A 17,147-nucleotide genomic window follows, 5' to 3' on the forward strand; every position below is an offset into this window, starting at 1 on the left:
CTTTTTGCCTCCGGTTAGTTTTGATTCAAAAGAGTGCTTTTATTATCACGGTAACGGTCTTTGACTTTTTCCCAGTTGGATTTACCACCCTGGCCCGTGACTTCATTTTTCCAAGACTGCTGACCCGCTAAGGCTTTTGCCGGATCTTTAGCTCCACCTGGAAGATACTGACGATACTTATCGCCCGCTCCCCCGGCTCCCCACGCGCCACCGCCGGCTCCGCCGCCGCCTGCTCCGCCAAGGATATTTGTATTTAAACCTTTGCCACCGGCACCCTCGCCACCGCCCGCACCATTGCCATTACCGACAGTACTGCTTCCGATTCCTGCTCCACCGCCACCCATGGGGGCGCCAGCACCGCCGTCACCACTTGGTGAACGAGCCGCTTGTTCCATGCCACCAAGGCCGTTGTTATCGAGTGTTCCTGAATTGCCTGACGGATCCACGTTCGCTTTATCGTTAATACCGCCGCCCAATTCGTTTTTGCCGTTAGCGCTCATACTTTGATAAGCCGCCGAACAGCCCACGGTTCTTGGATTTGCTTTACAGATACACTCGGGCAAAGAAGCATTTTCTGGCTGCATACATTTGTCTGCCAGTGTTCCCAGCTGTTCAGCTGTACCATCAGTTTCTTCTTCGCATTTGCTACCTTGTTTCATTCCTGCAAGCATCGACATGATACCTTGCAAGGCCGAACCAATGTTTGCGGTGTATTTTTTGTCACAAAGTGACTGTTTTCCCGCTACAGCTTCTGGATCTTTAGAATCCATTTCTTGTTCAGCCGCTTGAATACCTTCTTGCAAAGCTGACTTGTAAGCCTCCAACAGAGCCGGACAAGCTGCTTGCTGTTCAGGAGTTACAGCTTGAGAACAATTTGCAGAGCTCATAGCCGCTTGCGCTTTTTTCTTAAGCGCCGCAAGACCCGAGGTCGCTTTAGAGCAGCTTGATGAACAGCCTCCTTTAGCTGCACCACACTGCCCATTAAAAGCTGCAAGACCGGCCTTAGCCAGATCCATAGCTTTAGAAAACTTACCGCAAGTGTCGGAAGCATTTTGTCCCACCTGACCAAGAACATTATTCACGCCTGCGGCTGCTTGATCCGTATTCGGGCTTAAGCCCTCAAGACATTGATTGGCAGCTCCTGCCTGATTTGTTAGGCAAGCTTCACGATTTTTTGCATATTCTTGCAAGTCTTTTTCAAGCGCAGGAAAGTTTGTTCCCGAAAGACCTTTTTTTCCGACTTCGCCTTGCTGATAAGCCTGACGAGCTCGCTGATCAAAGCTTCCGTTGATTTGCTGGCATGCAGATTTTTTACCAACTCCAGGTTTATCTGCTACACCGACATCGGCACCTTTATTTTTTAAGGTTCCTTTATTCTTCGCTTGGGTATTTTCTGGATCTGAAGATGTGTCGTTACAATTTGCGGAGCTAGATCCGCTAGAAGCCTGCTGTGGTTGTTCTTCATTTGAGTTCTGGTTTTGGTCTGGGTTTCCGCCAGTCCCTTGTCCCGAATTCGTGGGCTGTGGGTCCGATCCATCTTTTCCCTTTTTCTCGCACTTAGAAAGTCCGTTCGGCAATTTACATCTTGATGAAGTGCTTGAATTCTGTTTACACGAAAAATATGCGTCGCAATTTTCGTTAGGTATTGGAAGATTAGGATCTACCGTGAGTGTAACCCCTGCCGTGTTATCATTTGCCGCATCTTGAGTCGAAGCTAAGGCAAAAGAAACCGGCGCCAGCGATAAAAACGCGGCACTCGCAAGAATGCTAACTGATCTCATAAATAAATTCATAAGATTCCCCTACAGTCTTCTTTTCGGACAAAGGTCTGTTTTTCTAAAGAGAATTATGGGTCGTTTCAAAATGAGACACTAAGAATGAACTGATTAGAAATCGTCATCACTAGGCGGAGGATTCTTCAGTGGACCGGCCCCCGCAGCTTCGCCGCCTAAGACTAATTCTTGTGAGCGCAAGTACTGTGAAGACACCATTTTTACCGAATAGCCTGTCGATCCACCGACCACGCAATTACCTGGATTTGGGGGTTTGGGATTGTTGTCTTTAGCGCCTAATGGTTCGGCTTTGCATTTACCAAAGTTTTCCGTATCCAACGAATAATCCATCAAACTCTTTGGCGCCCACGAGGTTAAAAGATTCGCCCAATCCGTCACGGTGAAAGTAAATTTATCTTCGATCGGAAGATTCAAATCACCTTCTTTTAATACCTTCATCTGATCGCGGATCGTGTATCTTTCTAAATCATTCTGTCCAGATTTAAATCCCTTGTGATAACCGATATCAGGTCTAAATGGAGCATTAAGATCCTTGCCCGGTCCTTTTAAGTATCCATCCCTAATACGCAGGTAATAGTTGTGATAATAATCCGGATCTATAGAATAATAAGTCATATCGAAATTATCCGGCGCTATCCCCGCAATTTCCAAACGACGCATCATCGATGGTGTATCTCGTTTCACATCCCAAGCCAAAACATCGCCCGACCCCTCACCAAAATTAAATGGCAAGTCATCCCAATGAGCGAAGTTCGGCGAATCATCGCCTTGATACATGTCATCTTTTATCCCACTATCCATGGTATCCGTCTGCCACTTGGAATCCAGCTGATAAATGGCTTTTCCATAGTGAGCGAGCATACGAAGTGTTTTTAATCCAAACTTATCGCCAACGAATCGGCTAAAGTTTGCCGCACGGGTCGCCTTATTTTCCGCATCATTCATATTACCCAAGGCTGACAAATCCGTCACACGTGGAGGAAGTAATGGATCCACTTTATCACCAGCATTAGACCGTTCACTTCCCGGGGACCAACGTTCTTGATACCAAGGGCCAATGCGACCACCGAAAGGCTTATAAAATGCGCGGGCTTTTAATTTTACGCCACCAAATGGAGAAAATGGAATTTTCGGCATGGCTTCGGCCGAAACACCAACATACCCCATGCACCACGGATTCTTTTCAACACCCATAGAGAAATTGTAGTTGTCATTAAGATTTCCCCGATAGCCGATATATTGAGATAACGTTCGGATATCACGCTGAACATCGCTATCTAAATCATTCATGTGATGAGGAAAGTTCGCCGGATTCCCGTCGAGTTCTCGTCCCACGGGGGTGATGGATGCGCCAGAGCTTCCCGTTTCACCTCGGCAGATAGTGTCGATATAACTAAATCCCGGATAAATGCGAACCGGATTAAGCCACTTTGCCGGCTGTCCATCCGCGGCACCTTGAGAGTTACATCCATCAGCACCCAGAGAGTTAAAAATTTTAACGTCTGATTCACCCAAAGAACTGCGGTTTGCAGAGGTCAGGTTGTTCAGCAGTGTATTTTTAATTCCGGTACTCACTTTTTGCCCATCGATGTCGTAAAAATCATCCGGCGCTAGGCTTGAGGCTCGCGAAAGGCCCGCAATGAAATTCATGCGATCTCTTTGGTCTAAGTTAAATGTGACCATGAATTTTGAAAGCATGATGTAATTATAGGCCCCAAAGTCTCGACAACGTTGAAGGGCGTTATTCAACATCACCTTGGTGGCATTCTGAATGACTTTTGAAAAAGCCTGATGGGCGGCGATAACGGGAGGTGTTTTAAAGAGTTGAACTCCGCTGTACGTTGCCATTTGCTTACAAGTATTTTCACCGGGGGGCATCGGCTTAAATGGAATATAGGTGATACAAAAAGCAGGAGCGTCTTGCATCTTTTTGAAGTCTGCATTGCTGGAGTAACCTTCCGCGTCCCCACCGCGACTGTTATCGATCTGCTTGGTTTGTTTGTTAAATGGATGATTGTCCCACTCCCCCGCGCTTCCAATCATTCGATAACGCCAAGCTAATAATTTCCAGCTTTGACGAATTTGATAATTCACGTGAGCAATGGCGTTCATATTTTCTGCTTGCTTCATCGCGCCGTAATAGGCCGCAAGATCCACGGAATTTTGCAAGTTGATCTTGTGATGTACTAACAATCCGACGTTGATCACCATCGCAAAGAACAAAAATAGAATTTGAAATATCAACGCGACAAAAAGAGCCATCTGGCCTTTTTTATTGTTAACATTCTGAAGAAAGGTGCTTTTTTTGTTCAACATCAGCGTTTTATTATTCTCTCGTAGGATGTGCTTTGAAGCAATAACTCGACCTCGAAAACTTTGACTTGTTCTGGAATGAGATGACAGACTTTAGTATCTGATTCCGAAGGGAAACTCGACAATGGTCCGATTTAAATTATTGATCCTTATCGTCCTTATAGCATTGCCTTCGATCTCGCTGGCCGATGTTCTTTTTGAAGGCTATTCCAAAATCCTTTCCGGGGAAGATCATATCGGATATGTGATCAGCCGTTATGAGTTTGATTCCAAAAAGAAGCAATTTGTTTCCACGTACTTTCTTAAAACCGGCAAGGGTGCGGGTGAGTTGACCGAAAGCCTAAAGGCTTATGCTGACTCTGAATTGGCACCGATCTCTTACGAGTACACATCGCTGACGGGTAAAGATACCAAAACTATTGATGCAAAGTTTAAAAACGGAAATTTAAGTGCGATCGTTACCACCAATGGAAAAACTTCGCGCATTGAAAAAAAAGTTCCTAAGGGAACTTTCCTTTCCACGTTCTTAGTTTACCTAATGCTAAAAAGTAAAGACGGCCTGAAATCAGAAACAAACTATGAATATCAGGCTATCGCCGAAGAAGACGGCGGCATCTACAAAGGCCAAGCCCTTGTTGGTAAAGAAGAAATGTTTAACGGATTTAAGGTTTTTAAAATCTTAAACACGTATAAAGACAGCAAATTCTTAAGTTACGTGAACGAGCGTGGCGAAGTCTTAGGAACAAATGCCTTAGGCCAAGCTATTTCCACAGAACTTGTTGGCAAAGCGGGCGACGCCACCGCAAATCAGTCTGTAAGTGCAAACCTTTTAAAGACTTTATTTGGAGCCACACCGGCAGGCGAAGCCAATGTTATTTTTAGAGCCAAAAAGCTCAACGACGCTGAAGCACAAGCAGCCCCGGCAACAAAACAACTTGGAGTGCCGCAAGGAACCCCTGGACAAAATATTCAGATCAAAGCTCAACCAGGACAATCCGAAGAACCGAGCAAAGGAAAAGGCCGATGAGTATCAAGCACGTTATCGGGCAGCATTTTTTTATTGGCATCTCAGGTCACGCTCTGACGACTGATGAAAAGAAATTTATTGTTGAAAACAATATTGGTGGCATCTGTCTTTTTGGTCGCAACGTGGCAGATCCAAAACAAGTTCATGACTTGTGTGCAGAAATTCAATCACTCCGTCATCGTCAAGCTGACAAGGTTCCATTATTTATTGGTATCGATATGGAAGGTGGCCGGGTTCATCGCCTAAAGGCCCCTTTCACTGTTTGGCCACCGGCTAAAAAACTTGGCGACCTTGATGCGCCCACAGTTTCTTTTCATTTTGCAAATCGCATGGGCCAAGAATTAAAGGCCGTGGGGATTAATTTAGATTTTGCCCCTTGCGTGGATGTATTCACGAATCCAGAAAATAAGGTCATCGGTGATCGTTCATTAAGTTCAGATCCCGAAATCGTAGCAAAACATGCTTCGGCCCTGGTTCGTGGATACATCAAATCAGGCATCGTCACTTGCGCTAAACATTTCCCAGGCCACGGCAACACCTTGATTGATAGCCATGAAGACTTGCCAGTTGAAAATTCCGATATGGCAAGACTTGAAGAAGTCGAACTTATTCCCTTCCGTCGCACGATCAAAGCACGTGTTGATATGATCATGACTTCGCATATTAAGTTTCCGACGATCGATCCTGATTGGCCGGTGACCTTATCAGAAATCTTCGTCACTAAAATGATCCGTGAAGAGTTGCGTTATCGCGGCCTCATCGTCACAGATGACTTAGGAATGAAGGCCATGACTAAACATTATGGCATCGACGAAGTCCCCGTGCGCGCTTTGCAAGCCGGTGTTGATATGCTTCTTTACTGCAATGACCCTGAAGTTCCACCACAGGCCCTAGAAGCCGTTATCGGCGCCACGGCTCAAGGATCCCTGAGGGAAGAAAATTTGAAGGTTTCTTTCAACCGCATCATGGATTTGAAAAAACAAAAACTCGGAAATCCAGATCCACTACCGATGTCAGAGGTCTTGCAAATTGTAGGAAATGCGGAGCACCTAAAAATGGCTTCGGCGATTTCTCACGGGCAAATTCCTGAAGGACTTTTGCCGGAATAGAGATTTCAATCCACAAAAATTTCAACGCGTTCTTTGCCTTTACCGGGATTGACGCGTTTAAGCTTAATTTTCCCTATCTCTTTGGTATTCGCCAGATGAGTTCCTCCACAGGGCACTTGCGAGAACTCTTCAATCTTCCAGAATCGCCTTTCGGATTCTTGGTCACTAAAATCGCTAATGATAGGTTGAGATGAATCAATAATCTTTTGCGCAGCTGCTTGAATGTCCGGAAGAATTTTTGAAATATTCTCGGGCCACTGAAAGTCAATTCTAGCTTTATCCTGCGCGATATGGGCGCCCACTTTTTCGGTATCCGGAAATTTTTGGCAAATAAGCTCAAGAACAAGTTCCGCCGCAAAATGAAGTCGCATTAGACGATGACGACGCTCCCAATTTATCTTGACGGTGACCTTATCCCCGATCTTTAAAGAGTGTTCGGGTTTAAGTGTGTAGACAATATCTTTGTTACGCTTTTCCGCCTTTAACACTTCAAAGCCAGCGATAGTTCCCGAATCACTTTCTTGACCGCCAGAAAATGCAAAAAAAATAGTTCGGTCTAACTGAATATCCGCACCATCGACTGAAGTCACATGTGCCACCGATTCTGTTTTATATGGATCCATCCAAAACTCTTTTACAGTCATACATAGAGTATAGTGCGGGCAGGCCATGGCCAATCAAGAAACAAATGGAAATAAGTTTTAAGGCGGTTTATATTCTTCCTATGAGTGATTCACCATCAGCAGACTATTAAGCCGCAACAAATATCTTTATTAGTTGTTGCGGCACCGCCAGAATCTAATGGCAGCCGCTAAATGTAAACTTCCATTAGCGGAGATCTTTACTCATGCCTATTCACAATCAAAATCGTGGTTGGAGCTATTCGCTTACAGCCTCACTTATTCTAATGGCTCCTTTTGACCTGCTAGCATCGCTGGCCATGGACATTTATTTACCCGTAATTTCAGAAATGCCAAAGATACTACAGACGTCGCCCCAAGCGATTCAACTGACATTGAGTCTTTACCTGATAGTTCTCGGTTTAGGTCAACTTGCCTTCGGACCCATGTCTGATCAAGTCGGCAGGCGCCCTGTTTTGCTATTTGGTGCATTTCTGTTTGCGGGCTCCTCGCTTTTAATAAGCGTTCTTTCTTCAGCAAACTTGTTCATAGCCTTGCGCGTGCTTCAAGGGCTTGGCGCGTCTGCGATGTTAGTGGCGACGTTTGCCACTGTTCGCGATGTTTACGGAGGACGGCCGGAATCGGCGCTTATTTACAGTCTGTTTAGTTCCATGCTCGCCTTTGTTCCGGCACTGGGCCCGATTGCTGGCGCCCTGATCGCAAATCAATTTAGTTGGCGTGGGATTTTTATTTTTTTGGGAGTCGCGTCTTTCGCCGCAAGTCTTCATGCTTTCTTGCGGTGGCCGGAAACTCTCCTCACTCCTTCTGTGCAGAAGCGTGTCTCATTTAAAGAGATACTGTCTCATCAACATTTTTGGACTTACACCGTTGGCTTCAGCGCGGCGATGGGAAGCTTTTTTGTTTTCTTCTCTACCGCTCCAAGGATTCTGATTGAACGACAAGGATTGAGTCAGACGGAATTTAGCTTCGCGTTTGCCAGTGTGGCCCTGGTGATGGTCATCTCAGCTCGTGGCGCAAAAAACTTCATCAACAGATGGAAAATACAAGGCTGTTTTAAGCGCGGATTGGGAGTTCTAATTCTAGGAGCAATAATTCTTGCTTTGATCGAGATGACTGTCGGGCAGAATCTCTGGACGGTCCTGGCATCAATGTCGTTGATCGCCTTTGGTATCGTGCTCACCGTCTCGGTCACTGCAAATGGCGCGCTTGAACGCTTTGCTCATGTTGCCGGTTCCGCCACCGCTCTTTATTATTCGATCCAGAGCCTTATCGTCGGAACGGTTGGAACATTCTTTATTATGATTCTTCCCGGCGACACGATTTGGCCCTTGGCTGCATTTTCTGCCCTTATGGCTTCAGTTTCGCTGGGACTTTTAAAAGGGACGAGGTAGCTTGAAGACGCTAGAGGCGGCCGAATGGTCGCCTCAATCTGCCGTCAATGGTCGGAACGCTCCTGAATTAAATACAATAGGCAACCCCTCAGATCGCACATAATCCGTCTAAATCACTGAATTTTTGGCCCAAGATTTGGATGTTTGTGCTGTTGCTAGCAGAAGGAGTTTTCCATGGGCAATAACGATAAGAACTACAGTACCAGCGTTGCTGACTATGAACTATGGGCCCTGGCTCATCGTGAAAAAGAGCCTTCAAAAGCTCCTCGCTTTGTCACACTTTCTGCGGCGGCTCATCTTTCAGCCCTTATCGTGGTGGCTTTGTTTGCTACACCTTTAGTGAATGAAATTAAGCCTGAAACTATCACGATTGAAATCGAAGACGTTAACCCACCAATGGTTTCCAAGGGCCTTGATGTTCCCGCGACTCAAGGATCATCAGCACCGGTCACAGAAGAGCTGCCGAAGTTAGCCGAAAAAATTTCCGTCGACGATATCGTTGCTCCGACTGTTGCTGAAGTTCCAAAAGAACTGCCAGCGAAAGTCGTTGTCCCCCCTGCGCAAGCTTTGCCGGAAAAAGTGGTCGCCGCTAAAGCTCCGAAAGCCGCTGCTGCTAAGCCCGTAGCCGCCGCGAAATCCGTGGCACCAAAAACAAACTTCAAAGCTGTTCCAGCGACGATCGATGACATCGAAGCGCCGGAACTTGATAAAGGTGATTTTGCTAAAACTCCCGTGGCGTCTGATGATTTGGGTGATGATCTAAATAATGACTTTGCCAAAGTAGATCAAAAAAATGCTGACGAATTAGAAAACGAAAAGCGCAACATGGATCACATGGCAGCGGCTTTAGCTTCAGAACAAGATGAGAGTTTAAAAGGCCTTGCGCAAGATAATGAAGAAGAACAAGAACGCTTAAATGCAGCTCAGGAAGCTCTTCGCCAAAAAAATGCTGATGCCGTTGCAGCAGCTTTAGCTTCTGAACAAGCCGAAGCAAATGCCGCTGCTCAACGTGAAGCAGCTCGCCAAGCAGCGGCTGCGAGAGAAGCGGCCGCTCGAAAAGCGCGGGCGGATGCTGAAGCGCAAGCCTTGGCTGGCCAAGGTGTAGGGCAAAATCAAGGAAAAGGGGCCGGCAATAATGGTGATCCTAACCAAGCAAGTGCAGCTTTAGCCGGAGCCCCCACTGGAATCAGAAGCCTAGATCAGCTTCGCCAAATGCCCGGCAACCCACGTCCTCAATATGATCGTGAAGAACGTCGTCGTGGGGATCAAGGTGAAGTCGCTTTTGCGGCATACATCAGCAAAGAAGGCGTTCCGACACAGTTCCGAATGATGAAATCAACGGGGTTTAGAAATTTGGACGGAAAAACCCTGGCCGCCCTTAAAAAATGGCGCTTTTATCCAGGACAAGAAGGTTGGGTCGAATTGCCGTTCCGCTGGGACCTTAAAGGTGGGGTTCAAGAAGACGGCGGATTGTTAAGACGCGCTGTTAGCAGTAACTAAGTTTAAAAAATTAAAGTCTAAGAACAAAAAAAAGCCCACGGATGATCTCCGCGGGCTTTTAAGTTCTTGAAATAAGGGTAAAAACCCTAAATCAGCTTAATTAGTCTTTGAAAAGAGCTTTAGCAGATTTAGTCGTACCTTTAGTACGTTGAGCGGCTTTACGTTTTTTACCGCTAGTAGTTTTTTTCTTTTCGCGAATGTACTCAGTTTTTTTCGTTTTAGAAGCCATTTTTCCTCCGAGGGTCTCTAACGGAACGAGTTAATTATCAAAACGGAATCTCCAAGTCAACCGAATGGCGGTAATCTCCTGAGTTTTGTGGATTTCCCTGATAAGCGTAGTTTATAGCGAATTTAGGGCCTTTAAAGGCCAATCCCAGGGTTCCCAGGTCCCTTTGATCGTCCGTATCACTGGAATAACCGACTCGTAAAATAAAGAAATCATTCAAGTAACTCTCAAGTCCGCCCATGAAAATCGACTCTGATGTGATATCGGCGCGAAAACGGATCTTTGCCTCATAAATGTAATTAAATCCCGCGCCGACCGAAAATTTCTTCCGGAAGTTCTCAGGGATGTCCTTGTTCTCTCCAAAAACATTATAGGCCACCAGCCCCAGGCCGATGTGCGCTTTAGGTGTATACATCATCCCGATATCCCCATTGATTTGGCGATAAGAGTTTCCCGGAATTGTTTGTGTGTAGTAATGCCCCGTAACTCCTACCGACCACTTATCCTTCACGAAGTCAGAAAGAGCGAAAACAATGTCTTGTTCCTCAAGCTCCCCTTGAGGGACCTCTGACTTTTTTTGCAAAAATCCTAACGAAGCCGGCAAAACGCTCGCGGGAGAATTGTCAGTTAACGTGACGGCAAACTCATCTTTCGCAAACGAAGAATACAAAAACGATCCCCGCAAATGCACGAGTGTACTGGGGTTCAAGAAAACCGCATCACCGGCTTCCACCGCCGCACGTCCAGTTCCTCCGGTTGCAGAGGAGATTGAGGAATTAAAAACTTGGGCCGAGGCACTCAAGGCGATAAGATGAATTAAGAAAAACAAGGATGTTTTCATGAAGAACCTCGTCAAGTTTGTGATGCTATTTTTCGCACTCACATCCTATCAATGCGTAGAGGCCGCGGCCAACACTTTTGCAGCAAAGCCCATTCAAATTGGCGACAATGTCATTTCTATTTTGCGGCGCCACGGGTTTTCCCAAAAGCAACGTGATCAGGTTTTGGCTTCAAGCAAGGGTTTGCGCCAAGTTTTTCTGACCTTAGATACAAAATACCTCGTAAAACAAATTCCAAATGGGGCCGAGCTTCGTATTTATGATTCGCAAACTTCCGAAGCCTTTCGCGTGGTACGTCAAGGCACGACGGCGAGCGTATCCCCCTACAAACCGGCTTATTCTATTCAGATCAGTCGCACGGACGGTCGCATTTATGGTTCCATGCTAGGAAGTATTTTAGCCAAAATTAAATCCAATTGGATCGCTTCACGTTTTATGGATGCTTATGTTTTTGATATGGAGCATTCCCGTGACGTCGCCCGCGGCGCGCGATTTTCGCTGACTTTTGAGCGCCTTTCAGAAGGAGGTCAGTTTATAAAATACGGTGAAGTATTAGAGACTTCCCTAGAGCTTGACGGCGAGCTTGTTCGCAAAAGATTCATCCGCAGAAATAACGCCGGCATCTTTTTTTCTTCCAAAGATTTATTAGAGCAACGTCCGTTTTATGCGCCCGTTGAATACATTAAAGTGGCCAGCCGATTTAAACCCAACCGCTTGCACCCCATCACCAAAAGACTGCAACCCCATCTTGGAATTGATTTCGAACTTCCGGTAGGTGATCCGGTGTTTGCGCCTCGTCAAGGCACGGTGGTTCGATATGGACATAATCGCGCCGCGGGAAATTATATTGTTTTGCTTCACTCTAACGGCATGGAAACTTCATACAATCATCTCAACCGTATTGATCGCCGTATTCGCCAAGGCTTGCGCGTAAATCCCGGCGAAAAAATTGGCGAAGTGGGTTGCACAGGATATTGCACCCGACCGCACTTGCATTTTGCGGTAAAGAAAAAGGGCCGAATGGTCGACCCAGTTAAGTATATTAAATCTTATCCGTCCCAAATGGAACAATGGTTAGAAGATCGCGTCGCCGTTAATTAGCGCGTGCAAATCGAAATATAGTGCAAGCATTGAGCGGCGTTAGATTTTACTGGATAGCAATCTCTGGCTAATTCATATTCAACTGTAGGCAGACCGGCAACAACCGCCGATTCGTCATAACATGAAACACCTGTTTTCGGAACAGCACACATACGATTGACGTTGATTTCCCATTGGTCGGCGCGGAGATGACGACGAGCTATTGCAAGCTCTGAGCGAATGCGATCACTCTTTTCTATTTCATCTGCTGTATGCGGTGGACAATAAGCATTCGTACCCACCGCCGTTGAGTCCTCAACCCGGATGATCTTGTAAACACGATTGCAAGTCCAAGGCGTTCCTGACGTTGTCGGTTTAGAAAGATCTGTTTCCGTTACACCTGACAACACACGGTTGATCGAAGATCCTGTCGTGGTACCCGACATGGATGAGAAGTTCATGCTATAGCCTTTACCGTAAGCCGTTTTTACCGGATACGTCGTGCTGGCCGCCGCGACCTTATAAATTTCTTGATTGGGAGGAGTGAAGGTCAAAGCCAAAGTGGCTTGATTAGAAAGCTTGCCGCGAAAATCGGCCGCTTGATTTTCATCGTTATTGAAAGACAATGCGCCTTCCATCACCCGCAATTCTGGAGAAAATCTGAAATAATTCGCCGTCACACCTTTATTGATGATCGAGTCCGATACCAATGGATTTGATAATTCCGCGACCATTGGGATGATGTCTTTAAATAGAGTTAAAGCACCGGTGGTTTGATTGTAGTAGATATCCGTCAAGCTGCTTTTAGCCCGAACTGAAATGTTCGGCGTTACACGCGAATTCGCTGGTGAATCTTGCAAAAGTTCTTTGTATTTTTCATCGCTTAATGAGGTCGCCGGATAAATCGGGCTGAAGTTTTGATCGGCGTAATCAAAAAAATCCTGTTTTAGTTTAATACCACCTGTATTGTAAGCACCCGCTTTAATAGAAAAATAACCATCTTTACCCACGATGTTTTTTGTCGCACATGAGTTATAAGTGATGGTGTCCAAGCTCGCTTCATAGGCAAAAGGGATTTTAGAAACACGCTCTGCCGTGCTAGTGCCGTATTTAGCAGTCAGGGCCGCGTCGGAACCTAGATCCAGCTCTCCATCAAGGTTCGAGTCAAATCCGGCTTTACCGCAGTTCTGAAAAGAAACTACTAAAATGAAAGAGGCAGCAATGCCACCGACGGCCCGCCATGTCGTTTTTTGGAAACGTGCTTTCATGGTATCTCCCCTATTCATTACAGTACCATATACCTTTTCGGCTCATAGACAGAATTCCCCAAGCATTCTCACAATAAGACGTCCGCACCACAGGAAGTCAGCGCTTGTATTAGAATGAAACGTTTGAGATCAATTAAACATGTCTAAGATTCGCAAAGCCATTATTCCAGCAGCAGGTTTAGGTACGAGATTTCTTCCGGCAACCAAAACGGTTCCCAAAGAGATGCTCACTATTGTCGACGCCCCCATTATTCTATATGTCATTGAAGAAGCCGTGGCCGCCGGCATTGAAGATATCGTCCTGGTTGCCGGTCGCGGCAAGCATGCGATCGAAGATTTTTTTGATACTTCGTATGAGCTAGAAGACAAACTTGCTAAAGACGGCAAAGAAAAACTTTTAGAGCGTGTAACTCGCGTGCGCGACCGCGCCAATATCATCAGCATTCGTCAAAAACACGCCTTGGGCTTAGGCCATGCGGTTCTTTGCGGATTGCCGATCATTGGCAAAGATCCTTTTGCGGTTCTTTTAGGTGATGAAATCACCATGGGTTTTCACGGTGAGCCGAACGTCACCGCGCAATTGGTGAGTTCTTTTGAAGAAACCAACACCTCCACGATTTCGGTGATGAAGGTTTCTGAAAAAGATGTTTCGAAATACGGTATTGCCGAAGTTGAAGAAAAATCAGGTGCTCCTTATTTCAAAGTAAACTCTTTGATTGAAAAACCGAAACCGAGCGAGACTTCCAGCCGCTGGGCTTTGCCTGGTCGTTATGCTTTTGACAATGCCATTATGGACATTTTGCAGACCGCAACTGCTGGTTTGAATGGCGAAATCCAATTAACAGACAGCATGAAGGTTTTATGTCAGTCAAAAGGTCTGAATGCGATGACATTTACAGCAAAGCGCTATGACGCCGGGGACAAACTAGGGTATCTTCAAGCTAATATCGAGCTTGCTTTGCAAAACCCTGAGTTTGGGCAAGAGCTAAAAAGTTATATTTCTGAACTGGCGCAAAGTTGGAAATAGGAGTGTTTATGAAAACCACATGGATTGTACTGAGCTTGTTTTTATTTCCGGTTTTTTCGCAAGCCTACATCATTCCGACTCGCACCATTTTGCAAAAAACTTCTGAAAATGCAGGATCTGGTATTTACGCCATTGAACAAGAAGTTCAGTTTGCCAATGGTGATGATACGCTGACTTTAAAAGAAACTTGGCTGATCGAAAACGAACGCTCGATGCGTTTGACCGTCACGGGCGGTAAAGATTTACAGAACGCTTTTGTATTGCAGTTTGTATATTCTGCCGGTCAAAAATTCAGTCTTAACGGTGGCTCGCGCAAGGGCGAAAAAATCCCTGATGATTTTTTAGAAAAATATCTTCACTTCCGCAACCCTGAAGTGTTCGCTAATAACTTAGCGCAGTTAAAAATCATTCCAGCCAATGGTTATCAAAAAAGACCTTTAGCACGATCCGGAACCGATTTTAAACATGAACCAGAAAGCTGGGTTCGCTATTCCCGCACGGGCGGCACGGTTAATTATGCTTTAGGAATTGCCACGCCGGTGGAAAAAGATGTGAATTACCCGGGACTGTGGATCGAACAAGATCAATTTTTACTTAGAAAGCTAAGACTGCCGACTCAGGTTGAAATGAGTGCCAATAACTACAATCAATTTGCGAAGGGACTTTCTTTCCCTAAATCTCGTACTATTCGCTGGGGAAATCAGACCGTGACCATTCGGACTCTCAGTGTGTCCGCTCGCCCCGCAACGGTCGCTAACTTATTACAGCCGGCTTCACTTGATAAAACTTCCAACTGGGAAGGCATTCGTGCGTTGCCTGCTAAAGACGTCGTGACGGAGTTTTACTCGAGGTTTCGATGAGTTCTAGCTCTCTGTGGAGGGTCGCCGTCGATGCGCCCCTTCCTGAAGCGCTGACTTACAGCTCTTCTCTTCCTTTGCAGCGTGGCCTTTTGGTGGATGTTCCATTGGGAAAACGCACGGTCAAAGGATTGGTCTTAGGACCCACCAACGAAGTTCCCGAATTTGAAATTAAGAATGTCATCGACATCGATCCGGAATATCCCGTATTGCCTGAACCCTTTATGAAGTGGCTGGAGTGGTTGGCGCAATATTATCTGCATCCCATCGGTCAGGTCGCAGCTTCCGCCTATCCTCCGCTAAAGAAAACGGAGAAAACTCGAGCTTCCAAACGAGCTCCCGTAATTCCCCAACTTGAAAGTGATTCGGCTTTAGATTTAACGCCAGAACAAAAGCAGAGTTTTGAAGATATCAATCGTCATCAAGACTTTTCCACGCATTTACTTTTTGGGGTCACCGGCTCAGGAAAAACGGAAGTTTATCTTCGTCTTTTAGATGAAGTTTTAAAACGTGGTCAGCGGGGATTGGTTTTAGTGCCGGAAATCTCGCTCACCCCCCAGTTGATTCAACGCTTTGCTCGTCGCTTTGGCGATAAAATTGCAGCCCTGCATTCGCAGCTTACTGATCGAGAAAGAACCAATCAGTGGTGGGATGTAGTTGAAGGTAAAAAATCTATTCTGATCGGCGCAAGGTCCGCGCTATTTTGCCCGGTTCCCGATTTAGGAATCATTATCGTCGACGAAGAGCATGAGCCCAGCTTTAAGCAGGACGAAAAATTAAAATACAACGGGCGCGACGCCGCCGTTGTCATGGGTAAGATGATGAATTGCCCGGTCGTTCTGGGTTCGGCAACGCCAAGCTTAGAAACTTGGAAAAATGCCAAAGAAGGCAAATATCATCTGCACACCTTAAAATCCCGCGTCGCCAATCGATCGCTTCCAGAGATCGAAGTGATCGATTTGCGAAAGTTGAAGTCTGACGATGATGAGAAAAAGAAAATCATCGAAAAATATTCTCATCTGCCATTTTGGTTAAGTCCTGATCTGTATGAGCGTATGGTTGAAGTGTTAGATAAAGGCGATCAAGCAGCCTTGTTTTTAAATCGTCGCGGGGTCGCACAAATGGTGGTGTGTCCCTCTTGCGGTCATACGACCGAATGCCCGAACTGTGACATTTCTTTGACCTTGCATGGACATTCACACTTGGTTTGCCATTACTGTGATTATCATGAAAATTTTAAAACCAAATGCCCCGACTGCAAAGAAGGCACGATTGAAGCTGTCGGCTTAGGCACAGAGTTAATTGAAAGAGATTTAGCGCGCCTTTTTCCCGAAAAAAGAATTGCGCGCGCGGACCGCGATGAAATTCAAAGCCGTGCGGACCTTGAAGATCTGATTGCAGACATGGAAAATGGTTCGATAGACATCCTTGTCGGAACACAAATGATTGCCAAGGGCTTAGATTTTCCAAAACTAAAACTCGTCGGATTGGTATTAGCGGATGTGGGATTTAATCTACCCGATTTCCGCGCCACCGAACGAAGTTTTCAGTTAATCACCCAGATGAGCGGGCGCAGTGGTCGCCATGTTAAGGAGGGCGAAAGCCCCGGCAAAGTCATTATCCAGACTTACAACACCGAACATGAAAGCATCACTTTCGCTAAAAACCACGACTTCGTAGGCTTTGCGAATCAAGAGCTCGACATCCGAGGACAGCTCCATTATCCCCCCGTGGGACGCTTGGTAAGCTTTAGAATCCAAGGAACTCAACTCAGAAATGTTGAGGAAACAGCAAGCCTTTTGGCGAGACGCGCTCAAGCTTTAAAACAGCAATTTCCTGCCTACAGCTCGGTAGAGATTCTGGGACCGGCAGAAGCCCCCCTCGCAAAACTGAGAGGCCAGTTCCGTTATCATCTTTTGTTAAAAACAACCCAAGTTTCCGTCGCAAATCCTTTTTCAAGACAACTCCTCGGAAATCAAGACTGGGTTCCTTCAGGCGTGAGAATTTTAATTGATATTGATCCAATGAGTTTGCTTTAATTCCCCCTCTTCCTTTACCATGAAGAGCTGAGGTAAT

14 protein-coding genes are annotated in these 17,147 nt (G+C 45.9%); 8 read left to right on the plus strand and 6 right to left on the minus strand.

All coding sequences use genetic code 11. From position 1 onward, the window contains the following. Positions 1–14 precede the first annotated feature (14 nt). The gene (locus AZI86_RS05890; RefSeq protein ID WP_061834139.1) at positions 15–1,793 is read right to left on the minus strand and encodes a hypothetical protein; all 1,779 of its coding nucleotides are present in this window, start codon (positions 1,791–1,793) and stop codon (positions 15–17) included. Between the two features lie 93 nt (positions 1,794–1,886). Then, the gene (locus AZI86_RS05895; protein WP_061834140.1) at positions 1,887–4,109 is read right to left on the minus strand and encodes a Tad domain-containing protein; all 2,223 of its coding nucleotides are present in this window, start codon (positions 4,107–4,109) and stop codon (positions 1,887–1,889) included. Between the two features lie 121 nt (positions 4,110–4,230). On the opposite strand from AZI86_RS05895, the gene AZI86_RS05900 reads away from it, so the two are divergent. Then, a complete protein-coding gene (locus AZI86_RS05900) occupies positions 4,231–5,133 on the plus strand; it encodes a hypothetical protein (RefSeq protein ID WP_061834141.1) in 903 nt (300 codons plus the stop codon). Beyond that, on the plus strand, positions 5,130–6,242 hold the full coding sequence (gene nagZ / locus AZI86_RS05905; RefSeq protein WP_061834142.1) for a beta-N-acetylhexosaminidase: 1,113 nt from the start codon (positions 5,130–5,132) through the stop codon (positions 6,240–6,242). The genes AZI86_RS05900 and nagZ overlap by 4 nt, the downstream gene beginning before the upstream one ends. Before the next feature lie 5 nt (positions 6,243–6,247). Here the strand turns inward: nagZ and AZI86_RS05910 are convergent, their stop codons facing one another. Continuing rightward, the gene (locus AZI86_RS05910; RefSeq protein WP_061834143.1) at positions 6,248–6,886 is read right to left on the minus strand and encodes an alanine--tRNA ligase-related protein; all 639 of its coding nucleotides are present in this window, start codon (positions 6,884–6,886) and stop codon (positions 6,248–6,250) included. A gap of 203 nt (positions 6,887–7,089) precedes the next feature. On the opposite strand from AZI86_RS05910, the gene cml reads away from it, so the two are divergent. Further along, a complete protein-coding gene (gene cml, locus AZI86_RS05915; protein WP_061834144.1) occupies positions 7,090–8,274 on the plus strand; it encodes a CmlA/FloR family chloramphenicol efflux MFS transporter in 1,185 nt (394 codons plus the stop codon). Between the two features lie 174 nt (positions 8,275–8,448). Beyond that, positions 8,449–9,774 carry an energy transducer TonB gene (locus AZI86_RS05920; RefSeq protein WP_061834145.1) on the plus strand — a complete coding sequence of 442 codons (1,326 nt, stop codon included), beginning with the start codon at positions 8,449–8,451 and terminating at the stop codon, positions 9,772–9,774. Positions 9,775–9,874: 100 nt separating this feature from the next. Here the strand turns inward: AZI86_RS05920 and AZI86_RS19445 are convergent, their stop codons facing one another. Together AZI86_RS19445 and AZI86_RS05925 are read right to left on the minus strand one after the other, a co-directional pair. Continuing rightward, a complete protein-coding gene (locus AZI86_RS19445) occupies positions 9,875–10,003 on the minus strand; it encodes a hypothetical protein (protein ID WP_301335742.1) in 129 nt (42 codons plus the stop codon). Between the two features lie 37 nt (positions 10,004–10,040). Next, on the minus strand, positions 10,041–10,841 hold the full coding sequence (locus AZI86_RS05925) for a hypothetical protein (protein WP_061834146.1): 801 nt from the start codon (positions 10,839–10,841) through the stop codon (positions 10,041–10,043). Here AZI86_RS05925 and AZI86_RS05930 point away from each other — a divergent pair. Beyond that, complete coding sequence (locus AZI86_RS05930) at positions 10,840–11,940, plus strand: M23 family metallopeptidase (protein WP_061834147.1); 1,101 nt, start codon at positions 10,840–10,842, stop codon at positions 11,938–11,940. The two genes, AZI86_RS05925 and AZI86_RS05930, sit on opposite strands and share 2 nt — an antisense overlap. Here the strand turns inward: AZI86_RS05930 and AZI86_RS05935 are convergent. Further along, positions 11,937–13,187, minus strand: a complete 1,251-nt coding sequence (locus AZI86_RS05935) for a hypothetical protein (RefSeq protein WP_061834148.1) — start codon at positions 13,185–13,187, stop codon at positions 11,937–11,939. The genes AZI86_RS05930 and AZI86_RS05935 overlap by 4 nt on opposite strands. 139 nt (positions 13,188–13,326) lie before the next feature. On the opposite strand from AZI86_RS05935, the gene AZI86_RS05940 reads away from it, so the two are divergent. The 3 genes from AZI86_RS05940 to priA are packed head-to-tail and all read left to right on the plus strand — an operon-like array spanning position 13,327 to position 17,110. Then, the gene (locus AZI86_RS05940) at positions 13,327–14,214 is read left to right on the plus strand and encodes a UTP--glucose-1-phosphate uridylyltransferase (RefSeq protein ID WP_061834149.1); all 888 of its coding nucleotides are present in this window, start codon (positions 13,327–13,329) and stop codon (positions 14,212–14,214) included. Positions 14,215–14,222: 8 nt separating this feature from the next. Beyond that, complete coding sequence (locus tag AZI86_RS05945) at positions 14,223–15,074, plus strand: hypothetical protein (RefSeq protein WP_061834150.1); 852 nt, start codon at positions 14,223–14,225, stop codon at positions 15,072–15,074. Further along, positions 15,071–17,110 carry a replication restart helicase PriA gene (gene priA / locus AZI86_RS05950; protein WP_061834151.1) on the plus strand — a complete coding sequence of 680 codons (2,040 nt, stop codon included), beginning with the start codon at positions 15,071–15,073 and terminating at the stop codon, positions 17,108–17,110. Before AZI86_RS05945 ends, priA begins: the two co-directional genes overlap by 4 nt. Positions 17,111–17,147: the final 37 nt, after the last annotated feature.

This window comes from Bdellovibrio bacteriovorus, assembly GCF_001592735.1.
GTDB lineage: Bacteria > Bdellovibrionota > Bdellovibrionia > Bdellovibrionales > Bdellovibrionaceae > Bdellovibrio > Bdellovibrio bacteriovorus_D.